This window comes from Kitasatospora sp. NPDC004615 (genome assembly GCF_042873545.1).
Lineage (GTDB): Bacteria > Actinomycetota > Actinomycetes > Streptomycetales > Streptomycetaceae > Kitasatospora.
On record NZ_JBIALQ010000004.1, the window covers coordinates 664523 to 681252 of the forward strand.

At 71.4% G+C, this 16730-nt stretch carries 15 protein-coding genes; 8 read left to right on the forward strand and 7 right to left on the reverse strand.

Annotation, left to right across the window (positions count from 1 at the left end; genetic code table 11):
- Positions 1-7 precede the first annotated feature (7 nt).
- Positions 8-958 carry a hypothetical protein gene (locus ACFYS8_RS17735; RefSeq protein WP_387642075.1) on the forward strand — a complete coding sequence of 317 codons (951 nt, stop codon included), beginning with the start codon at positions 8-10 and terminating at the stop codon, positions 956-958.
- A gap of 1239 nt (positions 959-2197) precedes the next feature.
- On the opposite strand, the gene ACFYS8_RS17740 is transcribed toward ACFYS8_RS17735, so the two are convergent.
- On the reverse strand, positions 2198-2632 hold the full coding sequence (locus ACFYS8_RS17740; protein WP_387642077.1) for a hypothetical protein: 435 nt from the start codon (positions 2630-2632) through the stop codon (positions 2198-2200).
- 1146 nt (positions 2633-3778) lie between these two features.
- On the reverse strand, positions 3779-4024 hold the full coding sequence (locus ACFYS8_RS17745) for a hypothetical protein (protein WP_387642079.1): 246 nt from the start codon (positions 4022-4024) through the stop codon (positions 3779-3781).
- A gap of 752 nt (positions 4025-4776) precedes the next feature.
- On the opposite strand from ACFYS8_RS17745, the gene ACFYS8_RS17750 reads away from it, so the two are divergent.
- Entirely contained in the window at positions 4777-5709 is a 933-nt protein-coding gene (locus ACFYS8_RS17750; protein WP_387642082.1) for a helix-turn-helix domain-containing protein, read from the forward strand.
- A gap of 255 nt (positions 5710-5964) precedes the next feature.
- Positions 5965-6417, forward strand: a complete 453-nt coding sequence (locus ACFYS8_RS17755) for a spore-associated protein A (RefSeq protein WP_387642084.1) — start codon at positions 5965-5967, stop codon at positions 6415-6417.
- Positions 6418-7605: 1188 nt separating this feature from the next.
- On the opposite strand, the gene ACFYS8_RS17760 is transcribed toward ACFYS8_RS17755, so the two are convergent.
- A complete protein-coding gene (locus tag ACFYS8_RS17760; protein WP_363483589.1) occupies positions 7606-7761 on the reverse strand; it encodes a hypothetical protein in 156 nt (51 codons plus the stop codon).
- 1426 nt (positions 7762-9187) lie between these two features.
- Here ACFYS8_RS17760 and ACFYS8_RS17765 point away from each other — a divergent pair.
- Positions 9188-10369 (forward strand): hypothetical protein, encoded by a 1182-nt coding sequence (locus tag ACFYS8_RS17765; RefSeq protein ID WP_387642192.1) that lies wholly within the window; start codon positions 9188-9190, stop codon positions 10367-10369.
- A 198-nt stretch (positions 10370-10567) separates the two neighbouring features.
- On the opposite strand, the gene ACFYS8_RS17770 is transcribed toward ACFYS8_RS17765, so the two are convergent.
- Positions 10568-11140, reverse strand: a complete 573-nt coding sequence (locus ACFYS8_RS17770; protein ID WP_387642087.1) for a hypothetical protein — start codon at positions 11138-11140, stop codon at positions 10568-10570.
- A 166-nt stretch (positions 11141-11306) separates the two neighbouring features.
- On the opposite strand from ACFYS8_RS17770, the gene ACFYS8_RS17775 reads away from it, so the two are divergent.
- The 4 genes from ACFYS8_RS17775 to istB all read left to right on the forward strand — a co-directional run bounded on the left by ACFYS8_RS17775 (position 11307) and on the right by istB (position 14618).
- Positions 11307-12014: a DUF402 domain-containing protein gene (locus tag ACFYS8_RS17775; protein ID WP_387642090.1), complete on the forward strand. Its 708-nt coding sequence runs from the start codon at positions 11307-11309 to the stop codon at positions 12012-12014.
- A 355-nt stretch (positions 12015-12369) separates the two neighbouring features.
- Entirely contained in the window at positions 12370-12690 is a 321-nt protein-coding gene (locus ACFYS8_RS17780; RefSeq protein ID WP_387642093.1) for a hypothetical protein, read from the forward strand.
- 288 nt (positions 12691-12978) lie between these two features.
- Positions 12979-13815: a hypothetical protein gene (locus tag ACFYS8_RS17785; RefSeq protein WP_387642095.1), complete on the forward strand. Its 837-nt coding sequence runs from the start codon at positions 12979-12981 to the stop codon at positions 13813-13815.
- A gap of 5 nt (positions 13816-13820) precedes the next feature.
- Entirely contained in the window at positions 13821-14618 is a 798-nt protein-coding gene (gene istB, locus ACFYS8_RS17790) for an IS21-like element helper ATPase IstB (protein WP_387642195.1), read from the forward strand.
- 12 nt (positions 14619-14630) lie between these two features.
- Here istB and ACFYS8_RS17795 read toward each other — a convergent pair whose 3' ends face one another.
- The 3 genes from ACFYS8_RS17795 to ACFYS8_RS17805 form a co-directional block, all read right to left on the reverse strand.
- On the reverse strand, positions 14631-15200 hold the full coding sequence (locus ACFYS8_RS17795; RefSeq protein ID WP_387642097.1) for a hypothetical protein: 570 nt from the start codon (positions 15198-15200) through the stop codon (positions 14631-14633).
- Between the two features lie 174 nt (positions 15201-15374).
- Positions 15375-15626 carry a hypothetical protein gene (locus tag ACFYS8_RS17800; protein WP_387642099.1) on the reverse strand — a complete coding sequence of 84 codons (252 nt, stop codon included), beginning with the start codon at positions 15624-15626 and terminating at the stop codon, positions 15375-15377.
- Between the two features lie 793 nt (positions 15627-16419).
- On the reverse strand, positions 16420-16671 hold the full coding sequence (locus ACFYS8_RS17805; RefSeq protein WP_387642102.1) for a hypothetical protein: 252 nt from the start codon (positions 16669-16671) through the stop codon (positions 16420-16422).
- Positions 16672-16730 lie beyond the last annotated feature (59 nt).

Consider the following 16730-nt stretch of genomic DNA (forward strand, 5'->3'; position numbering starts at 1 on the left):
TGTCGAGATGAAGGACGACGTTGTTCTCGTCGAGCTGCGCGATCGTTTGCCCGTCTTGGCGGGTGAGTACGGCCTGCACGTGATTCCAGCTCTACCGGAGGACCACCCAGGTCGTGCGGATGTGGACGGCGAAGCGGTGACAGCAGACGAATTCTGCGGCCTCGCACGTGCGGCCGGTGCCCGGGTTCTGTTCCATCGCACGACCACCTTCGACGCCGACGACTTCCTGGCCGATGTCTTCGAGGAGTACGACGACCCCGATTCCCCACTGGGGCGCGAGACCGGTGGGGAGGTGATCGAACGCTTGCGGCGCCGAGCCAGGCGTCGCGATGGACAGGTGGAGGAAGTGCAGCTCTGCGCCGTCCTGGACGGCATCGCCGTGTTCTGGTCCCGCCAGGCCTCCTGGGCCAAAGACCTGGCGGCCGACGCCGAAAAGGCGCAGGAGGAGCAGGACAACGCCGTCGAGCGGATTCGTACAGACCACGCGAAGGGCGAACAGGCAGAGGTTGCGCGGCTTTCGCGCCTGCTGCAGGACGAGCCGTCCTTCCGCGAGGCCAAGGACTCCCAGGCCCGACGCAGGGCAGCCGAGCGGCTGCTGCCACGCTCGGACGAACGCGACTACGAGGCGCACCGGATTCGGATGCGTGCGGTGCACGAGGCCATCAGCGCAATCGACGAGGCCGCGGAGGCCGTCTTCAGCGAGTACATGACCCAGCTGCCGGCACTTGCCGAGGAACTTGTCGCCAGTGGCGTCCTCGACGGAGCCCGCACGATCCCGGCCCGAAAGATCCACCTCAGGGAATTCCTCCGGAAGCGGTCCGGAGGCCACAACCCGCCGGTCGACCTGATGACCCTGATGATGGAGCTGCCGCAGCTGCGCAACGCCTCGGGTGCCGTGGTTCCCCATCCTGCCGCACAACAGCGTGACGAAACGCTCTTCGGCATGGAACAGGGCTGAGCCGGTCCTCTTCCCGCAGGCGGTTCGGGCAGCAGCCCGATCGGCTTGCGCCGGCCCGGCTGCCTTTGTTGAACCTGCCCGGGAAGGCCGGCCCCGGCGCCCGGTCGGGTGTTCGGCCGGCTCGGCGTGCGGTTGGTCCACTGTCCATGGGCGCCGACTACTTCTCCGGGTACTTCCTGGCACCGGGCGAAGTACCCGAACGGCAGGGCAGGGTCGCGGCACCAGGTGGAGCGGAAAGGATGACCACCTGGTGCCTCGTGCGGGCCGGGGGAGCGGCTCCCCGCCGCCGCGGGCCACCCGGCGGCCGGGCCGTCGCACTCCGCGTACTGCATGTACTTCCCGCACCTGCCCCACCCGGACTCGCCGCCGGCCGCGGTCGGCCGCCCCTGCGCCGCTTCTTGCCCGACGATTCCCGCAAGAACCTGCCCCAGGACAGCTTTGGGGAGCCGAAGTCCGCCGTCGTGCCGTCCCGGGAAGCGGTCGTCGCACAGGAGGAGGCCGATCGGGACGCTCCCGCGCGGCGCGCACAGATCGACGAATGGGCGAGGCAAGGCGTGCTGCGCCGGGGCCTGGTACTTGGTTGCGGCCGCTGTCCGATCTTCGAGTTCCATCCGCTCGCCGAAATCAGGTGGGCTGCGGCTGCCGGCCACTCAGCACCCGCGAACCCGGCCTCGGGCCCGGTCCGCACCGGTCGGGGAGGAGCTCGAACTCCTCCGAGACGGCAACCCCTTCGTCGAGATCGACTTCGCACTCGCGACCAACGCCGGACCGTGGCCCGGCGAGGCCGAGAAGGAAGACAAGCTCGACGGCACTCGCAAGGAGCGGAAGCGGGAGATCTGCGGGCTCCTCGAAGGCTGTTCGGCAGTCGGGGCCACTGGACTCGTCCCGCCAACCGCTCGACCGGCCCGGAATGCCGAACCGACCGGGATCGTCCGGGACGGACTGCGCGGACGTCGGCAGGCACACAAGGGCGTTCCCGAGATCCGGCTTCCGGCGGGTCTTCGGAATGACCCGCGACTGACACCGCCGGCGCAGGACGGTCGGGATCCGGTGGGTCGGGGCGCTGTTGCGGTGGCCGGCTCCCGTGCTCGGGCTGTGCGGCACCGGCCGGTTCGCCCTGGCGGGATGCGGGTGCCGGTGGACCTGCGCCGGTGGATCTGCTGCCGCTGGAAGGCCCTTGCGGAGGGTGGTGGCGGGGTGTGCCCCGGGGGGCCGGGGCACACCCGCGGGAGTCCGGCGTCAGCAGGCCACCACGGTGGAGACGGTGGCGGTCGAGGTGGGCCAGCCGGGCTGGGCCACCGAGAAGGTGGTGCTGACGGTGGCGCCGCACGGGGCGCTGGAGAAGACGCTGCCGACCTGGTTCGCGCCGGCCTGGACGATGAGGCCCGGGTGGACGGGGGCGAGGGGGGCGCTGCCGACGACCGTGCCGGAGACGGTGAAGCCGAGGAGCCGGGGCTGCCAGGACGGGTCGCCGGGCGTGGCCACCCCGTAGAAGCGGACCTGGTTGCCGGTCACCTCGACGCAGGCCTGGGTCAGCAGCGGGCCGGGTGCGCCAGGGGTGCCGCAGGTCACGACCGGGCCGACCGGGCCGCTCGGCGCGGCGGCGGCCCCCTGGGCGGTGGCCAGGGTGGTCAGGGCCGCCGCGGCGGCGACGGCGATGACGGTGGTCTTCATGGGTGTCTCTCCTCGGGGGCGGGGATGGGACGATGGGCGGAATGTGAAATGTCACATTCCTCTGATGAGCATGGCAGCCCCCCGCACCCCGGGGTGCGGCATCCGGGAAAGAAGGCGATCCTCCGCGGATATCGGCCACCGAATGACCGAAACGGCCTGTCGGCGATCGCACAAACCCCCGGCCCGGCTTCGCCGCGACCTACGGCTTCGACCCCGACCGCCCGGCGCAGTGGGCGGTCGAGGCCGTCGGTCCGGCCGAGCTGCGCCGGTTGCTGGAGGCCGTCGTCGACCGGCGGGTCCCGGCCGCAGTGCTCGCCGAAGAACGCGCCGGTGCGAGTGGCTCGCCCGGTTCGTCGCCGACCTGCTCACGGCCCTCGCACCGGCCGATTCCGCCACGCGCTCCGCTCCGGTGCGCCCGCCCCGGCACCGCGCACCGAATCCCCCTGGGGAGAAACCGCGCGCCCCGGGACCGGTCCGGGCGGTCCCAGGGAGCCCCGGCCGCACACCGTTCCGCCCCGGGGAGAAACTGCGACATTGTCGGCGGACCGCGCTCTTCCGCCTCCAGCACCCCGGGGAGAAACACCGGCCACGTCTGCCGCGCCCGCGTCGTCGGCACCCGGGGCCGAGCGCCGGCTGCGCGGGGACGGTGGCGGTGCCGAGGGGCCCGATGCTGCGCGGCCTGCCCCGAGGGATGGACGTCCACGTTCCGCTCGACGAGCGCGTCTTCGGCTGCAACTGGGCGCTTGTGGGGTGGACGGTGCAGCCGGACGTCCAGGTCGTTCTCGGCGAGGGCCGCCAGGTCGGCTGGGTCGAACGCGGCCTGGACGGCGGCGACGGATGGGTCGCCGTCCACGACGGCTACTTCCTCGCCGACCCCACGACCGTGCAGAACGGCCTGCTGGTGTTCCTGGTGGCGCATCGGCCTCGAACCCCTGAGCCGAGGTTCGGCCATTGCGTGATCATTCGGTTTAGTGAAATTCGATGGTCAACAGCCCGCCCTGTAATGCGAGGCATGGACCCGCCGGCTACATGTCCTCTGACAGGTGACATTGACCGATTGACACGTGATCTGACCGGTGGGTGGGGAGGCAGTGCTGGCCGGCTTGTGCCCGCCTGCTGTTGCGGCCGGTCCGTCGGGCCCGGGGGTCAGGGAGTGGTGCTGGGGGTGCTGTCGGCACCGAAGGTGATGGTCTCCGGCTGGGAATCGCCGTAGCAGCCCGCGTCGAAGCCGGCCCGGTCCAGACTCGCCTGCTTCGACGGCGACAGTTCGTTCCACTGTGCGGCGCAGGTCTCCGCCGACGGCCGGCCGCCGCGGTGGGTGATGTTCACGAAAGCGGCGGCGCCGGCGTTGACGGACTGGAACCGGTCCGCCACCACCGGCGCGGCTGACACGGAGGGTGACGACGAAGCCAGCGCGGGCATCGACGGAGCAGGCCGGGTGACCTCAGGCTGGGCGGATGAACACCCTGTCACCAGGCCAGACAGGCCGATGATGAATATGGATGCCGCGAGCTGTGCGATCTTCTGAATGATGGCAGACAGTAGCCGACACGAGCCACCCGGTGCGGAGCGGGGCCAGGCCTCGGCCGGGACCCACACCCCGCCCGCTGGTCGGTGCGACACGGCCGTTGCGAGTTGGTGGCCGAACTGCGCGGCCTGGCATCCAATTGCTGGCGGCGCGGCCTCCGGTGCTGGTGCGCGGAGTCGTAGTGGTGGCCGCCACCCGAGTGGGTGGCGGCCGGGGGTCCGGTGGGCGTGGGTGTACCAGCGGCTGGTGCGGGGCTGAAGGCGGTGGCGTACAGCACCGTCGCGTTGGCGGCGGCCAAGAGCAGCAGGACGGTCAGCGGGGCGCCGGCATCCACTGGCTGGGGCGTGAAGAGGCCTCCGCGCTGCGGGTGGGCGAAGGCCCGGAGCGTCGAAGCCGTCATCGCGTCCGCCCCGGCGGCAACCGCCCCACCCTGCCCCCTGCCCCGACGCCAACCCGCATGATCACACCCACAGATCCGGCCGAAGAGCCGGCTTTCAGCCAGAGGGGACTCCTTGGCGCACGTCATCGGACGACCTTGCTGTCTTTCCCCCGTGCTTTTGCGCGCCTGGTCATCATGGACATTCCAATAGCTCGTCTTTTCGCACAGGAGGACGGCATGCGAATGGATCAGGGATTCTCGGAGACCGACGGGGAGTGGCAGACGGTCCACGCACTCCCGGAAACCCGCCTGCGGGGGCAGGTGCTCGGGTACCGCGGCTACCGGCTGAACCTGCGCCGACTCAGGCGCCGCCTGGAAGTGCCAACGGACGTGCTCACGGTGACCTTCGGTTTCGAGGGCTCCCTGCGGCTCACGGACGCCGTCCTGGGAGGGCCCGTTGTCCCGCTCTCCTCGATGGTGGCAGGCCTGCGCCGGACGGCGACGGTCGCCGAGCACAGCGGCTCACTGTCCGGTGTGGCGGTCTCGCTGACTCCACAGGCCGCGTACGGTGTCTTCGGTCCCGCTGTCGCGGAGTTGGGAGACCAGTGGGTCGACATCAGGCAGCTGCTCCGCCGTCAGGAACGCCACCTGGCCGAGCAGTTGGCGGACGCCGACGGCTGGGACGCGCGCCACGCCCTGCTCGACGCGTTCTTCGTCGCACGGCTGTCGGCCGGTCACCAATGGGCGCCCTCGGTGACCACGGCGTGGCACGAGATCCGCCGGACCGCCGGGGCAGTGCCCGTCCAGCAACTGGCCGAGCTGACGGGGTGGAGCCGACGGCGGCTGGAACTGCGCTTCCGGGAACAGCTCGGCATGCCGCCGAAGCAGGTCGCGCAGATCCTGCGGCTCCAGCGGACCCTGGCGGCGTTCGATGCCTCGCCCGGAAGCAGCGGGGCCCAGGTCGCGGCGGAGTGCGGTTTCTACGACCAGGCGCACCTCGACCGGGCCTTCCGGGCCATGGTCGGCCATACCCCCGGCGACTTCTTCCGCCACCGCGGCCGCCCGACGCGGGCCGAACCGACCGACCGGCTCACGGGCCAGGTCACCAGCGCGGTACTGGCGGCCGGATCGGCCCGAAACACACACGGGGCCGGTACACCCCAGCGGTAAGGGCGGCCACTTCATGCTGTCCACGCAGATCGCTTCCACCCCCCTTCGGCACCAACCGCCGCTCGGCGGCCCACAGCGCTCGCCGCTGCCGCGCCGAACCAGCTCAACGGGCCTGCCCGCCAAGGACGTTCGCATTTGTACAAGACGCCGCCCCCTCAGGCGAACGAGGCTGAGACGGCCCTACCACAGCAGCCGGCGAGGGCTTCCCGCCGATGCGACCAGGCACAGCGATGCCACGGACAAGGGAGAAACGGCATGACCACACGCACTGCTCGGCCGAAGAGCAAGACCCGTTCCGGCAAGACCCTGGCGACGAAGGCCGCTCTCGGAGCGGCGGCGCTGTCCGTCCTGGGGACCATTCCGGCCGCCGCAGCTCCGCGGCAGATCCTCGCGGCGCCCTACAACGGGGCCTGCGGCTCCGGCTACTCGGTGGTCAACTCGGCCCCCGTCGGCAACGGCACGCTCTACCTGACCTACAACTCCTCCAACGGCATGAACTGCGCGGTGACCACGCGCTACAACGACGGCACCAAGCCGTGGATGGTCGTCAAGATCTCACAGGCGGGCGATCCCGGCTGGGCGGACGTCGACGCGGGGTACTACGGCGGATACGCCGGCCCGGTGTACGTCTACGGGAAGGGCCACTGCATCGACTGGTACGGCGCGATAGACAGCGCCTCCATGATCGTCCTGGGAACCAACTGCTGACGACCGCCCTGATCGAAGCCCCCGCCACCGCCCTGCCCCTCCGGATCAGCGCCGGCCCCCGGCAGCGCTGCCAGTAGGCGAGCCGCCTGCCGATCCCGCCCGTTCCGTGCGACCTGGATACGGGCCGGGCGACAGACCGGTGCGCGCCGCCCGGCCTGCCACCCGGCCCCGACCAGGCCGTCCGGCGTTCGCGCCCGCGGCGGGCTGTTCATCGCCGCCGCCGGCCGTCCGACGGCCAGGCCGTCGAGTACGGCGGGCCCGCTCCTGACGATGGGCGGTGGCAGGGCGGGCACGGCCGGCTCGGGGCGGGCCGCTCACCGACGCCCGGCCTCTCCTCGCATCCGCCTGTCGGCGACCGCGGTGGTTCCGTTTCCAGCTGCGCTGTCCCGCTCTCCGGCCGGGCGGCGGGCGACGACGACCAGGCCGCCGAGCCCAAGGTCCGCGGCGCCCTGAAGTCCACCACAACGGCGGGAAGCGGACCCGCCAGGTGTTCGACCGCCAGGCCCGTAGACAGCCCGGGCACAAGCGCAGCCAGCGAGAAGAGGCCGGCGGCGGCGAGCCGACCTGTCGACTGCCCGTTGAGGGGTGGGGCCACTTTTCACCGTTCGCCCGGGGCCGACGGAAGCCGCTCAAGACACCCGGTGCGGCCGGGGCGACAGGCCGGCCCTCGGCGTGTCCAAAGGCTGTCTCGTAACTCCGTGGGCCGGGCAGCGTCGGTCTGGATGCGCAGGTACTGTCGGCGGAGCGTCGTGAGCTCATCGAGGTGTTCACCGGGCTGCGCCCGGCTCAGTTCCGGCGCCTGGCCGTCCTGGTCGACACCACCGGGCAGGAACGGCGGCTGTGCGGGTGGACGAAGCTTGTAGAGAGCCTGCCCGGGACACGAGAGGGCGGGGCCGATCCGGCCCCGCCCCACGTCAGCCTCGCTTCTCCGGCGGGCGGCCCGGCCGGAGAACCTCGTACGCGTCGCGTTCGGCCGCGGCCCCGAGCGCGTGTCGGACGACGTCAGAACGTCAGTGGGTCGCGACGTGAGATGTCAGTGATCGGCGACATGAGGCACGAGAAGTGACGGTCACAAGGACCAGCCGTGCGGCAACACGCTCCTCAGGTCTACCTGGCGCTCGCCCATGCGGGGACAGTCCCCCAGGGGGTGCTCAAAAGGGCCATCGCCGAGGGTCGAGAGGCGCAGGCTCAGTGCCAGTCGCAGGAGGCCGTGCAGCCGGACCGGCCGGGCGGGGCGTCGTTCGCGGTCGCCCCCCAGAGCATCAGGGCGAGCACGATCACCGCCAGCACCACGGCCATCACCGTCCCCGGTACGTCGCGTCCGCCGTTCGGTCCGTCGGCCACCGTGACCACCTCCCCGCCGTCCTTCCATGAGAGGGGCTGTGGGGTCTGCGGTCAAGGGGCGGTCAGGCGGAGACGGCGCTCGGCCTCCCCTTCGCGTCCGCCTTGCCGGACGACACCCGGTTCAGCGAAACGACATGAAGTATCAGCGGCGCGGGTCACCGGTGCGTCACCAGGCCTGCCGCCGAGCGCGGTTGAGTCGCAGGCCGTGCCGCAGCCGAGCGCGCGGTGCGGCCCGTCGCCAGCCACTGACAGTTCGCTGCCGTCCGACACCCGCGGCCGGGCGGCGACGGCCAGGCCGCCGAGCACCGGGGCCCGGCGGCGGTGCGGCCGACCCCGCCCCGCATCTTGTGGAGCGCCTTGTGGGGCACCTCTCCGGCTCCCTCGCGGGGTGTCTTGTGGGCACCCAGCCCTGCGGCCTGACCTGGTATCACCGCAGCTCAAGGCACCTGACCGGGGCTCGGAAAACTCCGGCAACCCCTTCTCCTCTGTCTTTTGGTCTTGGCCGGTTGGTCGGTTCGGGGTTCGCGCCCGCGGCGGGCTGTTGTCCGCCGCCGCTGGCCGCCCCGACGGCCAGGCCGTCGAGCACCCGAGCCCGGTCGGGCGGGGCTGCCACCGGCGCGTGCCGCCCCCTGCCGCCCCGGCCGGGACGGAACCCGGTCCCGACGGCCGGAGGACCGCGCAGCCGGGCGCTGACGGGCCCGCTGTGGCTGTCTGACGGCCCACCTGACGTCTCGCCTGCCAGGCGGCCTGACGCCCTGTCGGGCCCGGCTGTTTCGTGATCGCAGGTTCGCGGCGCGGGGGTGCCCGGTCCCGTCCTGCCGACCGTCGGGTCATTCCTGCGGGCCAACGGGGCCGCCGGGTATGAAATGGGGCGATAGCTGTTGGTTCGCGGCGCTCAGGCCCGGCTCTCTGCCCGCCCGGGGCGTACCCGCGCTGCGGCCCTTGCGCTGCGCGGCGCCGGGCAGGCCTCGGCCGTCCGTCCAGGGTCGGGCCGCGGCCGGCTCTGATCGGCCGCCCGTGTTCCCAGGGCCCCGCCCCGTCCGGTGGCCGTCCCGGGACGCGCCCCGTTCCCGGGCTGTCGCACTCCTCGCACTGCTCGCATCGCTCGTACTGCTCGCACCTGTCCGTCCGGGTCGCGTGCCGGCCGTGCCGTGTTCCGGGGTGGAGTCGGTGACAGCTCTTTGCATCTTTGGGCGCCCGTCGTGGTTCCGGGCGGCGGCGTGGTCGGCCGGTCCGGCCGGGCGGGTGAAGACCTTCCCTGCCGGGCGACACGGCTGCTCCGTTCGTCCTACAACCTGTCAGGGGGCGTTCCTAGCGTCCTCGGCATGACGAACCACCTGTGCATCACCACGCCGACCGTGCCCATCTCCACGCCGCTCTCCGTCGGCCGGGCCCGCAGCAGAGTCACCGTGGGGCGGTGGACGGCATGAGCCTGGCCTCCGGCCTCGGCTGCCCCCGCACACCGCTGCGCCGTTTCCTGGACCGGGAGATGTCGGCGGGCCCGAAGCCGCTGCGGGAGGACTTCCGCGCCCGGTACGCGGCCCGGCCCGTCCTGATGCCGCCCGAAGGGGTGGGGACCGAAGCCGGCACGGTCGGGACCGCGATCGACCAGCGCCTGCGCCTGGCGCTCACCGCCGCCGCCCCCGTCGACCTGGCCACCCGCCTGGGCATCGACACCGGCCGGGAGATGGGCGGCCCCCTGGCCGGCGAGCGCATGGGCGCCGTCGGCGAGCAGCTCCTGCAGCGCCTGGCCGCCACCGTCCGCGCCCTGGACCTGGACAACCGGGACCTGCCGATGAACCGCTCCTGGGAAGAGGAACAGGACCTCGCACGGCTCCTGCTCGCCGCGGCCTGGTACCAGGTCGCCGCCCGCAACCCCTTCGGCTTCACCTGCACCCCGCTGTTCCTCGCCGCCGTCGAAACCCCCGAGACCTTCACCCTCGACCGCCTCCTGGACCTGCCCCACCGCGACCTGGTCGACGACGTCACCGCCCAGCTCCACCTCGCCGCCACCGGCCCCTTCCGGACGCTGCGCGCCACCACCGACCCCGCCCACTGCAAGGGCGGCGTGATGTTCGCCGGCATCGACATCACCGCCGACGCCGACCTCCTGGCCAAGGGCACGCTGATCGAGATCAAGAGCACCCGCCACCCCCGCCGCTTCGAGAAGGCCACAGCCTGGCAGATCCTCGGCTACCTCCTCCTCGACACCCCCGACCACCACCGCATCGACACCGTCGGCCTCTACCTCACCCGCACCGCCACCCTCGCCACCTGGCCCGTCGAGGACTACCTCGACCTCCTCGGCGCCCGCTGCCGCGACCTCCCCCAACTACGTACTGCCTTCGCCAAGTTGCTCACCAACTGCACCGCCGACCAGGAGCCCTTCGAACTCGACGAGCAACATCGCATCCAGCGCCTGCTGGAACGCCCGGCCACCCCCGTCCCGGCGGGCCACTGCCCGGTCTGCGCACAGACGGTGCCGCCGCCCGCAGCCCCGGGCCGCCCCCGCCGCTACTGCACCGACTGGTGCGGCCGCCGCGCCCCGGGACTGCGGCAGCGCGGATGGCTCCCGAGCAGCCTGCCGGACCTGGCCGTCGCCGCGTGAGTCCTCACCACAGGCCGAAGAACAGCTGAAGGCTGCCCGCGCGGCGAACGCCGTGCTGCGCCCGCGCTGGGCGTGCCGGGGCGTGCCCGGGGTCCGCCGGGCGGAGCGCCATGCCTGTCGGTCTCTGCCGCCGTTCGGCTGGGCTCGGGGAGCAGGCGGAACAGGTTTCGACGGTATGGACCATCGGGGTGGGCTCGGTCAGGTGTCGGCGCCGAGGGCGGTCCGGGCAGCTTGCTGGAATGCCTTGCCCGGCTGCCGCTTGGCGGCCACGGCCTCCATGTAGCGCTCATCGAAGTCCGGAAGATCGCCCCGGCCCGTGGCCTGAGCCGCTTCGTGCCATGCGACCGCCGCACGGTCCAACGCGAGCATGGAGCGGCGGAGTTCCTCGGCAGCCTGCGCCACCGGGGCCGGCCCCACCACTGTGACAGTGGCCACCGCTGCGCTGAACGGTGCCCATGCCGCGTGCGCCTCGGCGGCCTCCGCTTTCCATTGCTGCGCCGTCGAGGTGCCCGCCCGCAGCGCCGCCGCCACACGCCACCAGCGGGCCGACACCTGCTTCGACGCACTGATGCACGAGCTGTACGCCTCCCGCCGCGCCTCCTCCATCCGGCGCTGCCGGTCGAAGAGCTGCTGGCGCTCCTGCTGTCTGGCTTGGCCGACCAGGGCCATCCACCCGGCCGTAGAACCGCCGAGCATGCCCACGGCCGCACCGACCACTGCCGCTACCCCCGCATCCATGCCGGTATACGTGCCCCACACGGTCGCGCCCAACCAAGCCTTGGTGAAGGGCACCCGCGCCCGTCGCGGTTCCGGTCGGTCGGCCGTTGAACAGGCCGGCCGTCGCGTTCGGTCCGGCGGCGGGGCGGCCGTGGCGGTCTGGTGCGCTGTCATCCGTTCGAGTGGACTCATCGCGCCTGTGTGGGGGGATGCCCGGGTCGTGACGGACGCCCAGACAAGCACCCCCACCGGCCGCCCACCGTTCCGGCCCGGCGCTGCCGTGCTGCGCCGCGACGTCCACGGCGGGCGGGTGTGGACCGCCCGGCCGCACCGCGTGCTGGCCGACACCGGCCACGCGCTGACTCTGGCCTGCTGGCCGGGGATCGAGGGCCTCGCCCCGACAACCTGGACCGAAGCCTTGCGCACCGGCGACGACACCGTCCGCAAGCAGGGCCTGAACCACCTCGCCGCCGGCACCTGGACGCTCGGCCCCCACCGCTGGGAGCGCACCGCGGTCCTCTCGCACTGCCTGGCGGGGGAGTGGTTCTCGATCCACGCCTTCCAGGACGCCGCCACCGGCGAACCCCTGCGCCGGTACGTCAACTTCGAGATGCCCCACCGCCGCCGACCGGGCGGGATCGACACCATGGACCTCGCCCTCGACCTGGTCGCCACCCCCGACCTGGCCGGCCACCGCTTCAAGGACCGCGACGAGTACGCCCAACTGCGCCGCCTCGGCGTGGTCGACGACGTCCTCGACCGCCAGGTGCAGCAGGCCCAGGGTCGCGCGATCGCGATGCTCGACAACGAGGCGTGGCCGTTCGCCGCCGGCTGGCCCGCCTGGGCCCCGGATCCGTCCTGGCCGCTGCCTCTTCTGCCGGACGGCGCGGACCGGGCGGCCGAGCCGCTGGCGCCGTACCGGCTGTAGGCGGCGGACCCGAGTACGGCGCGAGCAGCGGGAGCGGCTCGCTGCCGCCCCGGCCGACGGTCTCCCCGGCTGTGTCCCGGCCGTCCGGGGCGTCGCACCGCTCGTACCCCTGGTACCTGCGTTGTGGGGCGGGAACACCGCAGCGGTCCACCGCGAGCTTGTCGCTCAGGCCGCCGACGATCCCACCGTATGCGTTCCGTCGCTGCGGGCCCTGCAACGGGCGGTGCGCAGGGATCTGTCGGTGGGGGAGCGGGCGGGTCTGCGGGGCGGGGAGGCGGCCCGCCGGGCGCATGACGTGTTCGGGAAGCGGCCGGTCTTGTGGAGGAACGCGTGCTGGGAGGGTGACCACAAGCACGTGCCGGTGCAGGTCGATGTCGAGGGTGAGTTGGTGTGTCCGTGGATCACCTGGTTCATCGACTGTGCCAAAAAGATGATCACTGGGGTTGCGGTGACGCCGCACGCCCCGTCCAGGGATGCGGTGCTGGCCGCGCTGCGCGCCTCGATCACCCGTACCGAACCGTTCGGCCCTGCGGGTGGCCTTCCTACCCTGGTGCGCGTGGACCGGGGCAAGGAGTTCCTGTGCGCCACAGTGACCTCGGCGCTCGGTGCGTTCGCCGTACCGGTCCATGACCTGCCGGCCTACAGCCCGCACTTGAGGGCACGGTCGAGGCGCTGAACGACGCGGTCGAGGAGATGTTCCTCGTCTCCCTGCCGCGCTACACCCACCGCTCCAAGCTCACGGGAGGCCGGAGCGCCGATCCGGACGCGCCGCCGCTGGCGTTCGCCGCGTTCGTCGCGTTGCTCCTGGACTGGGTGCGCTGGTGGAACACCGAGCACCACCCGTCCGGCCTGGGCGGCCTGACCCCCCTCGAGCTTCTACTGTCGGCCCGGCATCGACGGCGCCCACGAGAAGGGCGGCGTCGAGGGCCAGATCGGCTATTTTCGGCGCAACCACTTCGTTCCGGTGCCGGAGGTCGAGTCGCTGGCGGAGCTGAACGAGTTGGTCGAGCAGTGGGACCGGCACGACGGGCGGCGTCGGATCGGCTCTCGGGCGAGGACGGTCGACGAGTACTTCGAGGACGAGCGGCCGCGGTTGCTGCCGATGCCTGAGGACCCGTTCGAGACCGGGCGGGTGTTCACACCGCGGGTCGACCGCTACGGGCAGATCCCGGTTCGCACCAACCGATACTCGGTGCCGGTCCGCCTGATCGGCAAGCGGGTCCGGGTGCTGCTGCATGCCTCCCACCTGGTGGTCTACGACAGGAACGTCGAGGTCGCCCGGCACGAGCGGCTGATCGCCAAGGGTGCCTGCCGGCTGGAGCTGGACCACTACCTGGAGGCGCTGGTCCGCAAGCCCGGGGCCTTCCCCGACGCGACGGCGCTCGACCAGGCCCGCTCCGCGGGGAAGTTCACCCCGGTCCACGACGCCTGGTGGGCCGCGGCGGTCCGGGCCCACGGCGACGCCGAGGGCACCCGGGCGCTGATCGACGTGCTGCTGCTGGGCCGTCACCTCGCCCACGAGCACATCGTCGCCGGCCTGGCCACCGCGCTGCGGGCGGGGGCGCTGACCGCGGACGCGGTCGCCCTGGAGGCCCGTAAGGCCGCCCAGATCGAGGACGAGCCCGCCGTCGAAGTCCCAGCCCCGAGGCCGGTTGCCGGGACGGTGACGTTCCTGCACGAGTGGAAGCTCAACCACCTTCCGCAGGACACCAGGCCGCTGCCATCGGTCAGCCACTACGACCAGTTGCTCCGACACCGCCGCGCCGGCGGCGGTGACCTGCGAGAGGGAGAAGCCCCATGAGCTCCATGACCCTGCCCCGCCAGCGGAACCTGACCGAGCAGGCCGCGACCACGGCCATCGACACCGCCTGCCGGCTGCTGCGGCTGCCGTCGATCCGCAACGAGTTCGCCGACATCGCCGACCGCGCGGTCAAGGACCAGATGACCTACCGCGGTTTCCTCGCCGAGCTGCTGATGGCCGAGTGCGACGACCGGGGCCGACGCCGCTCGGAACGGCGGATCAAGGCCGCCGGGTTCCCCCGCGACAAGTCGCTGCGGGCCTTCGACTTCGACGCCAACCCCAACATCGACCCCGCCGTGATCAATACCCTCGCCAGCTGCGAGTGGATCAAGAAGAGCCAGCCGCTCTGCCTGATCGGCGACTCCGGCACCGGCAAGTCCCACATGCTCATCGCCCTGGGCACCGAAGCCGCCATGCAGGGCTACCGCGTCCGCTACACGCTGGCCACCAAGCTGGTGAACGAGCTGGTGGAGGCCGCCGACGAGAAGCAGCTGAACAAAACGATCGCCCGCTACGGCCGCGTCGACCTGCTCTGCATCGACGAACTCGGCTACATGGAACTCGATCGCCACGGCGCCGAACTGCTCTTCCAGGTCCTCACCGAACGCGAGGAGAAGAACAGCGTCGCCATCGCCTCCAACGAGTCCTTCGGCGGCTGGACCAAGACCTTCACCGACCCCCGCCTCTGCGCGGCCATCGTCGACCGTCTCACCTTCAACGGCACCATCATCGAAACCGGCACCGACTCCTACCGGCTCGCCTCGACTCGGGCGCGAACCGAAGCACCCGCCAAGGCTGGCTGACCTCCGCAGGCTTTACCTTGACGGTCCCGCACCCCATGGGTCGTCATCAATCTTTCCGGGGCTGTTCGCCGCAAGCATTTCGTCGATGCAGCTACGCAACCCGAAACCGGTGAGGTCGACCCAGGTGAGCCATGGCACCGGCCCGAGCAAGTCGTTGTACTGGTGAATACCGGGCTCGGTGAGGAGGGCGCGGAGTCCGTCCGGGGCGGGGTCGGCGACCAGGCACAGCCAGGCCAGGCCGGCGCCGATGCGGACCTCGTATGGTTGTCCCGGGTCCGACCAGAGGTCCCGGGCCCATCGGGGCGCGTGACCGTCCTGGTGCTCGCGGGCGAGTTGGGCGATCGCCAGGATCAGGCTCACCCGGACTACCGCGTCGGCTTCCTCCGCCAGCCTGAACCGCAGGGCCGAGGAGACGTTCGAGAAGTCTCCGGTTGCCGCCGCTAGAACGTAGGCGGCAGTGGAGCGGACCTCGGGGTCGGGGTCAGCGAGAAGCGGGAGCAGGAGTGGCAGGTCGTCGGTGACGGTCTGCCGGGCGGCCTGGATCGTCCAGTCCACCGGGCACATCGTGCTGCCGTCGATCATCAGTGGCTCCTCGGCTACTTGGAGCATGCCTTCACGCGATCCGTCCCCCATGTGCTGACACCGGCCGATCTCGGCGACCAGGCGCAGGGTCCGGGCACGAAGCCCGGGGTGCCCTGTCGCCACGATCCGGAGCAGGAACGGCACCGCCAGCGCTCCCACCGCGATCGTGCCGCCCTAGTGGTGGAGATTCGTCCAGAGGCGCCCCAATGCCTCGTCGGCGGCTTCGACGTCTGCGGAGCTGAGCGTGGTGAGAAGGCCGGGGATTTCCACTCCCGGGCCGTAGAAGTGCTCGTACCGCTGCCAGGGGACCTTGTCGTACCTGAACCCGTCCTTGGCCTCCTGCGGGATCGCGCCCACGGCTGCCCGCACATCACAGTCCGTGCCGACCCACCGTTCCGGCCAGTCGGCCCAACGGTCATCGTCCATGACGTGGCCTTCCAGTCCACCGACAGCACCCGACCCCGGGAGTCTAACGACCGATGATCAAGAGACGGACCGCTTCCGCCACACTCCGATGGCACCACGATGACGTCACTTCTCGTGAACATCTGCAGCACTAAAGATCGCCAACTGCTGACCAAACTGCTGACCAAACGCTGCTACTTCACGTGAACGAAGCCATACTGCCTGTCCGTCGCCGACTCCTACCGCCTCGCCTCGATCCGGGCACGGACCGAAGCACCCGCCAAGGCCGGCTGATCACTGCAGGTGCCCTACTTGCCTCGGTTCTCCGCCCTGCGGGCCGAGGTGAGCCTCGCGCAGCTGATGCAAAGCCACGACGGCCGTCGCCACCGGCGCCGGCCAGCGGCTTGTAGAACTCGGCGCGAGCCTCTACAGCTGACCTGCCTGGACACGAAGGGGCGCTGACCGCCGACGCGGTCGGTGCCCCTTCGTGGTTGTGGAGCGCCGAGCCTCTGCCCACCTGTACGAAGCGGGAGCCGGTCTGTCACCCGGATCGGCTCAAGCTCTACCCGCTCAAGGACTGCACCAGGGGATCTCCAAGTGCAACGTACGTGGACCCGCTATCGACCGGACAACCTACAAAGCCACCATCGGCATCAACATGCTCACAACCGACCCTTGACGCCCCAGAGACCGTCCTAACTGAACGGCGTTGGTAGAACGTCCGCCCCGCCGCCCAGGAGGCGGGGCGGGGCGGGGCAGGCCGGAACCCTGCGGCGGGGAGGGGGGTGGGAGAACGGCAGGGGAGCGAGGCTTCCTACCAGATCTGCTCTCCGCTCGAATTCCAGACCCGGGCGACGCCGTCGCCGCCCGGTTCGCTGATCGTCAATCGTCCGGGGGAATGCGAGATCACGGTGTCCATGACGCCCGGTGCCACCGGGAGTTCGACCGTGAGGTAGTCGGAGTGGTCGATTTCGACGACCATTCCGGACGGCTCGATGACGATTTCGAGGGATTCTCCCTCGTCGATGTCGACCCGGAATCTGAATGTCGGAGCGGGGAGGACCACGGGATCTCCTTTGCGGAGAAGAGTTGAATAAGGTTGGAAAAGGGGCCGGGCGGCGAAAC

What these genes read in the sequence shown, in the direction of transcription:
- ACFYS8_RS17735 (WP_387642075.1), top strand. Translation starts at nt 8, where the DNA reads ATGAAGGACGACGTTGTTCTCGTCGAGCTGCGCGATCGTTTGCCCGTC.
- ACFYS8_RS17740 (WP_387642077.1), bottom strand. Translation starts at nt 2,632, where the DNA reads ATGAAGACCACCGTCATCGCCGTCGCCGCCGCGGCGGCCCTGACCACC.
- ACFYS8_RS17750 (WP_387642082.1), top strand. Translation starts at nt 4,777, where the DNA reads ATGCGAATGGATCAGGGATTCTCGGAGACCGACGGGGAGTGGCAGACG.
- ACFYS8_RS17755 (WP_387642084.1), top strand. Translation starts at nt 5,965, where the DNA reads ATGACCACACGCACTGCTCGGCCGAAGAGCAAGACCCGTTCCGGCAAG.
- ACFYS8_RS17765 (WP_387642192.1), top strand. Translation starts at nt 9,188, where the DNA reads ATGAGCCTGGCCTCCGGCCTCGGCTGCCCCCGCACACCGCTGCGCCGT.
- istB (WP_387642195.1), top strand. Translation starts at nt 13,821, where the DNA reads ATGACCCTGCCCCGCCAGCGGAACCTGACCGAGCAGGCCGCGACCACG.
- ACFYS8_RS17795 (WP_387642097.1), bottom strand. Translation starts at nt 15,200, where the DNA reads ATGATCGACGGCAGCACGATGTGCCCGGTGGACTGGACGATCCAGGCC.
- ACFYS8_RS17800 (WP_387642099.1), bottom strand. Translation starts at nt 15,626, where the DNA reads ATGGACGATGACCGTTGGGCCGACTGGCCGGAACGGTGGGTCGGCACG.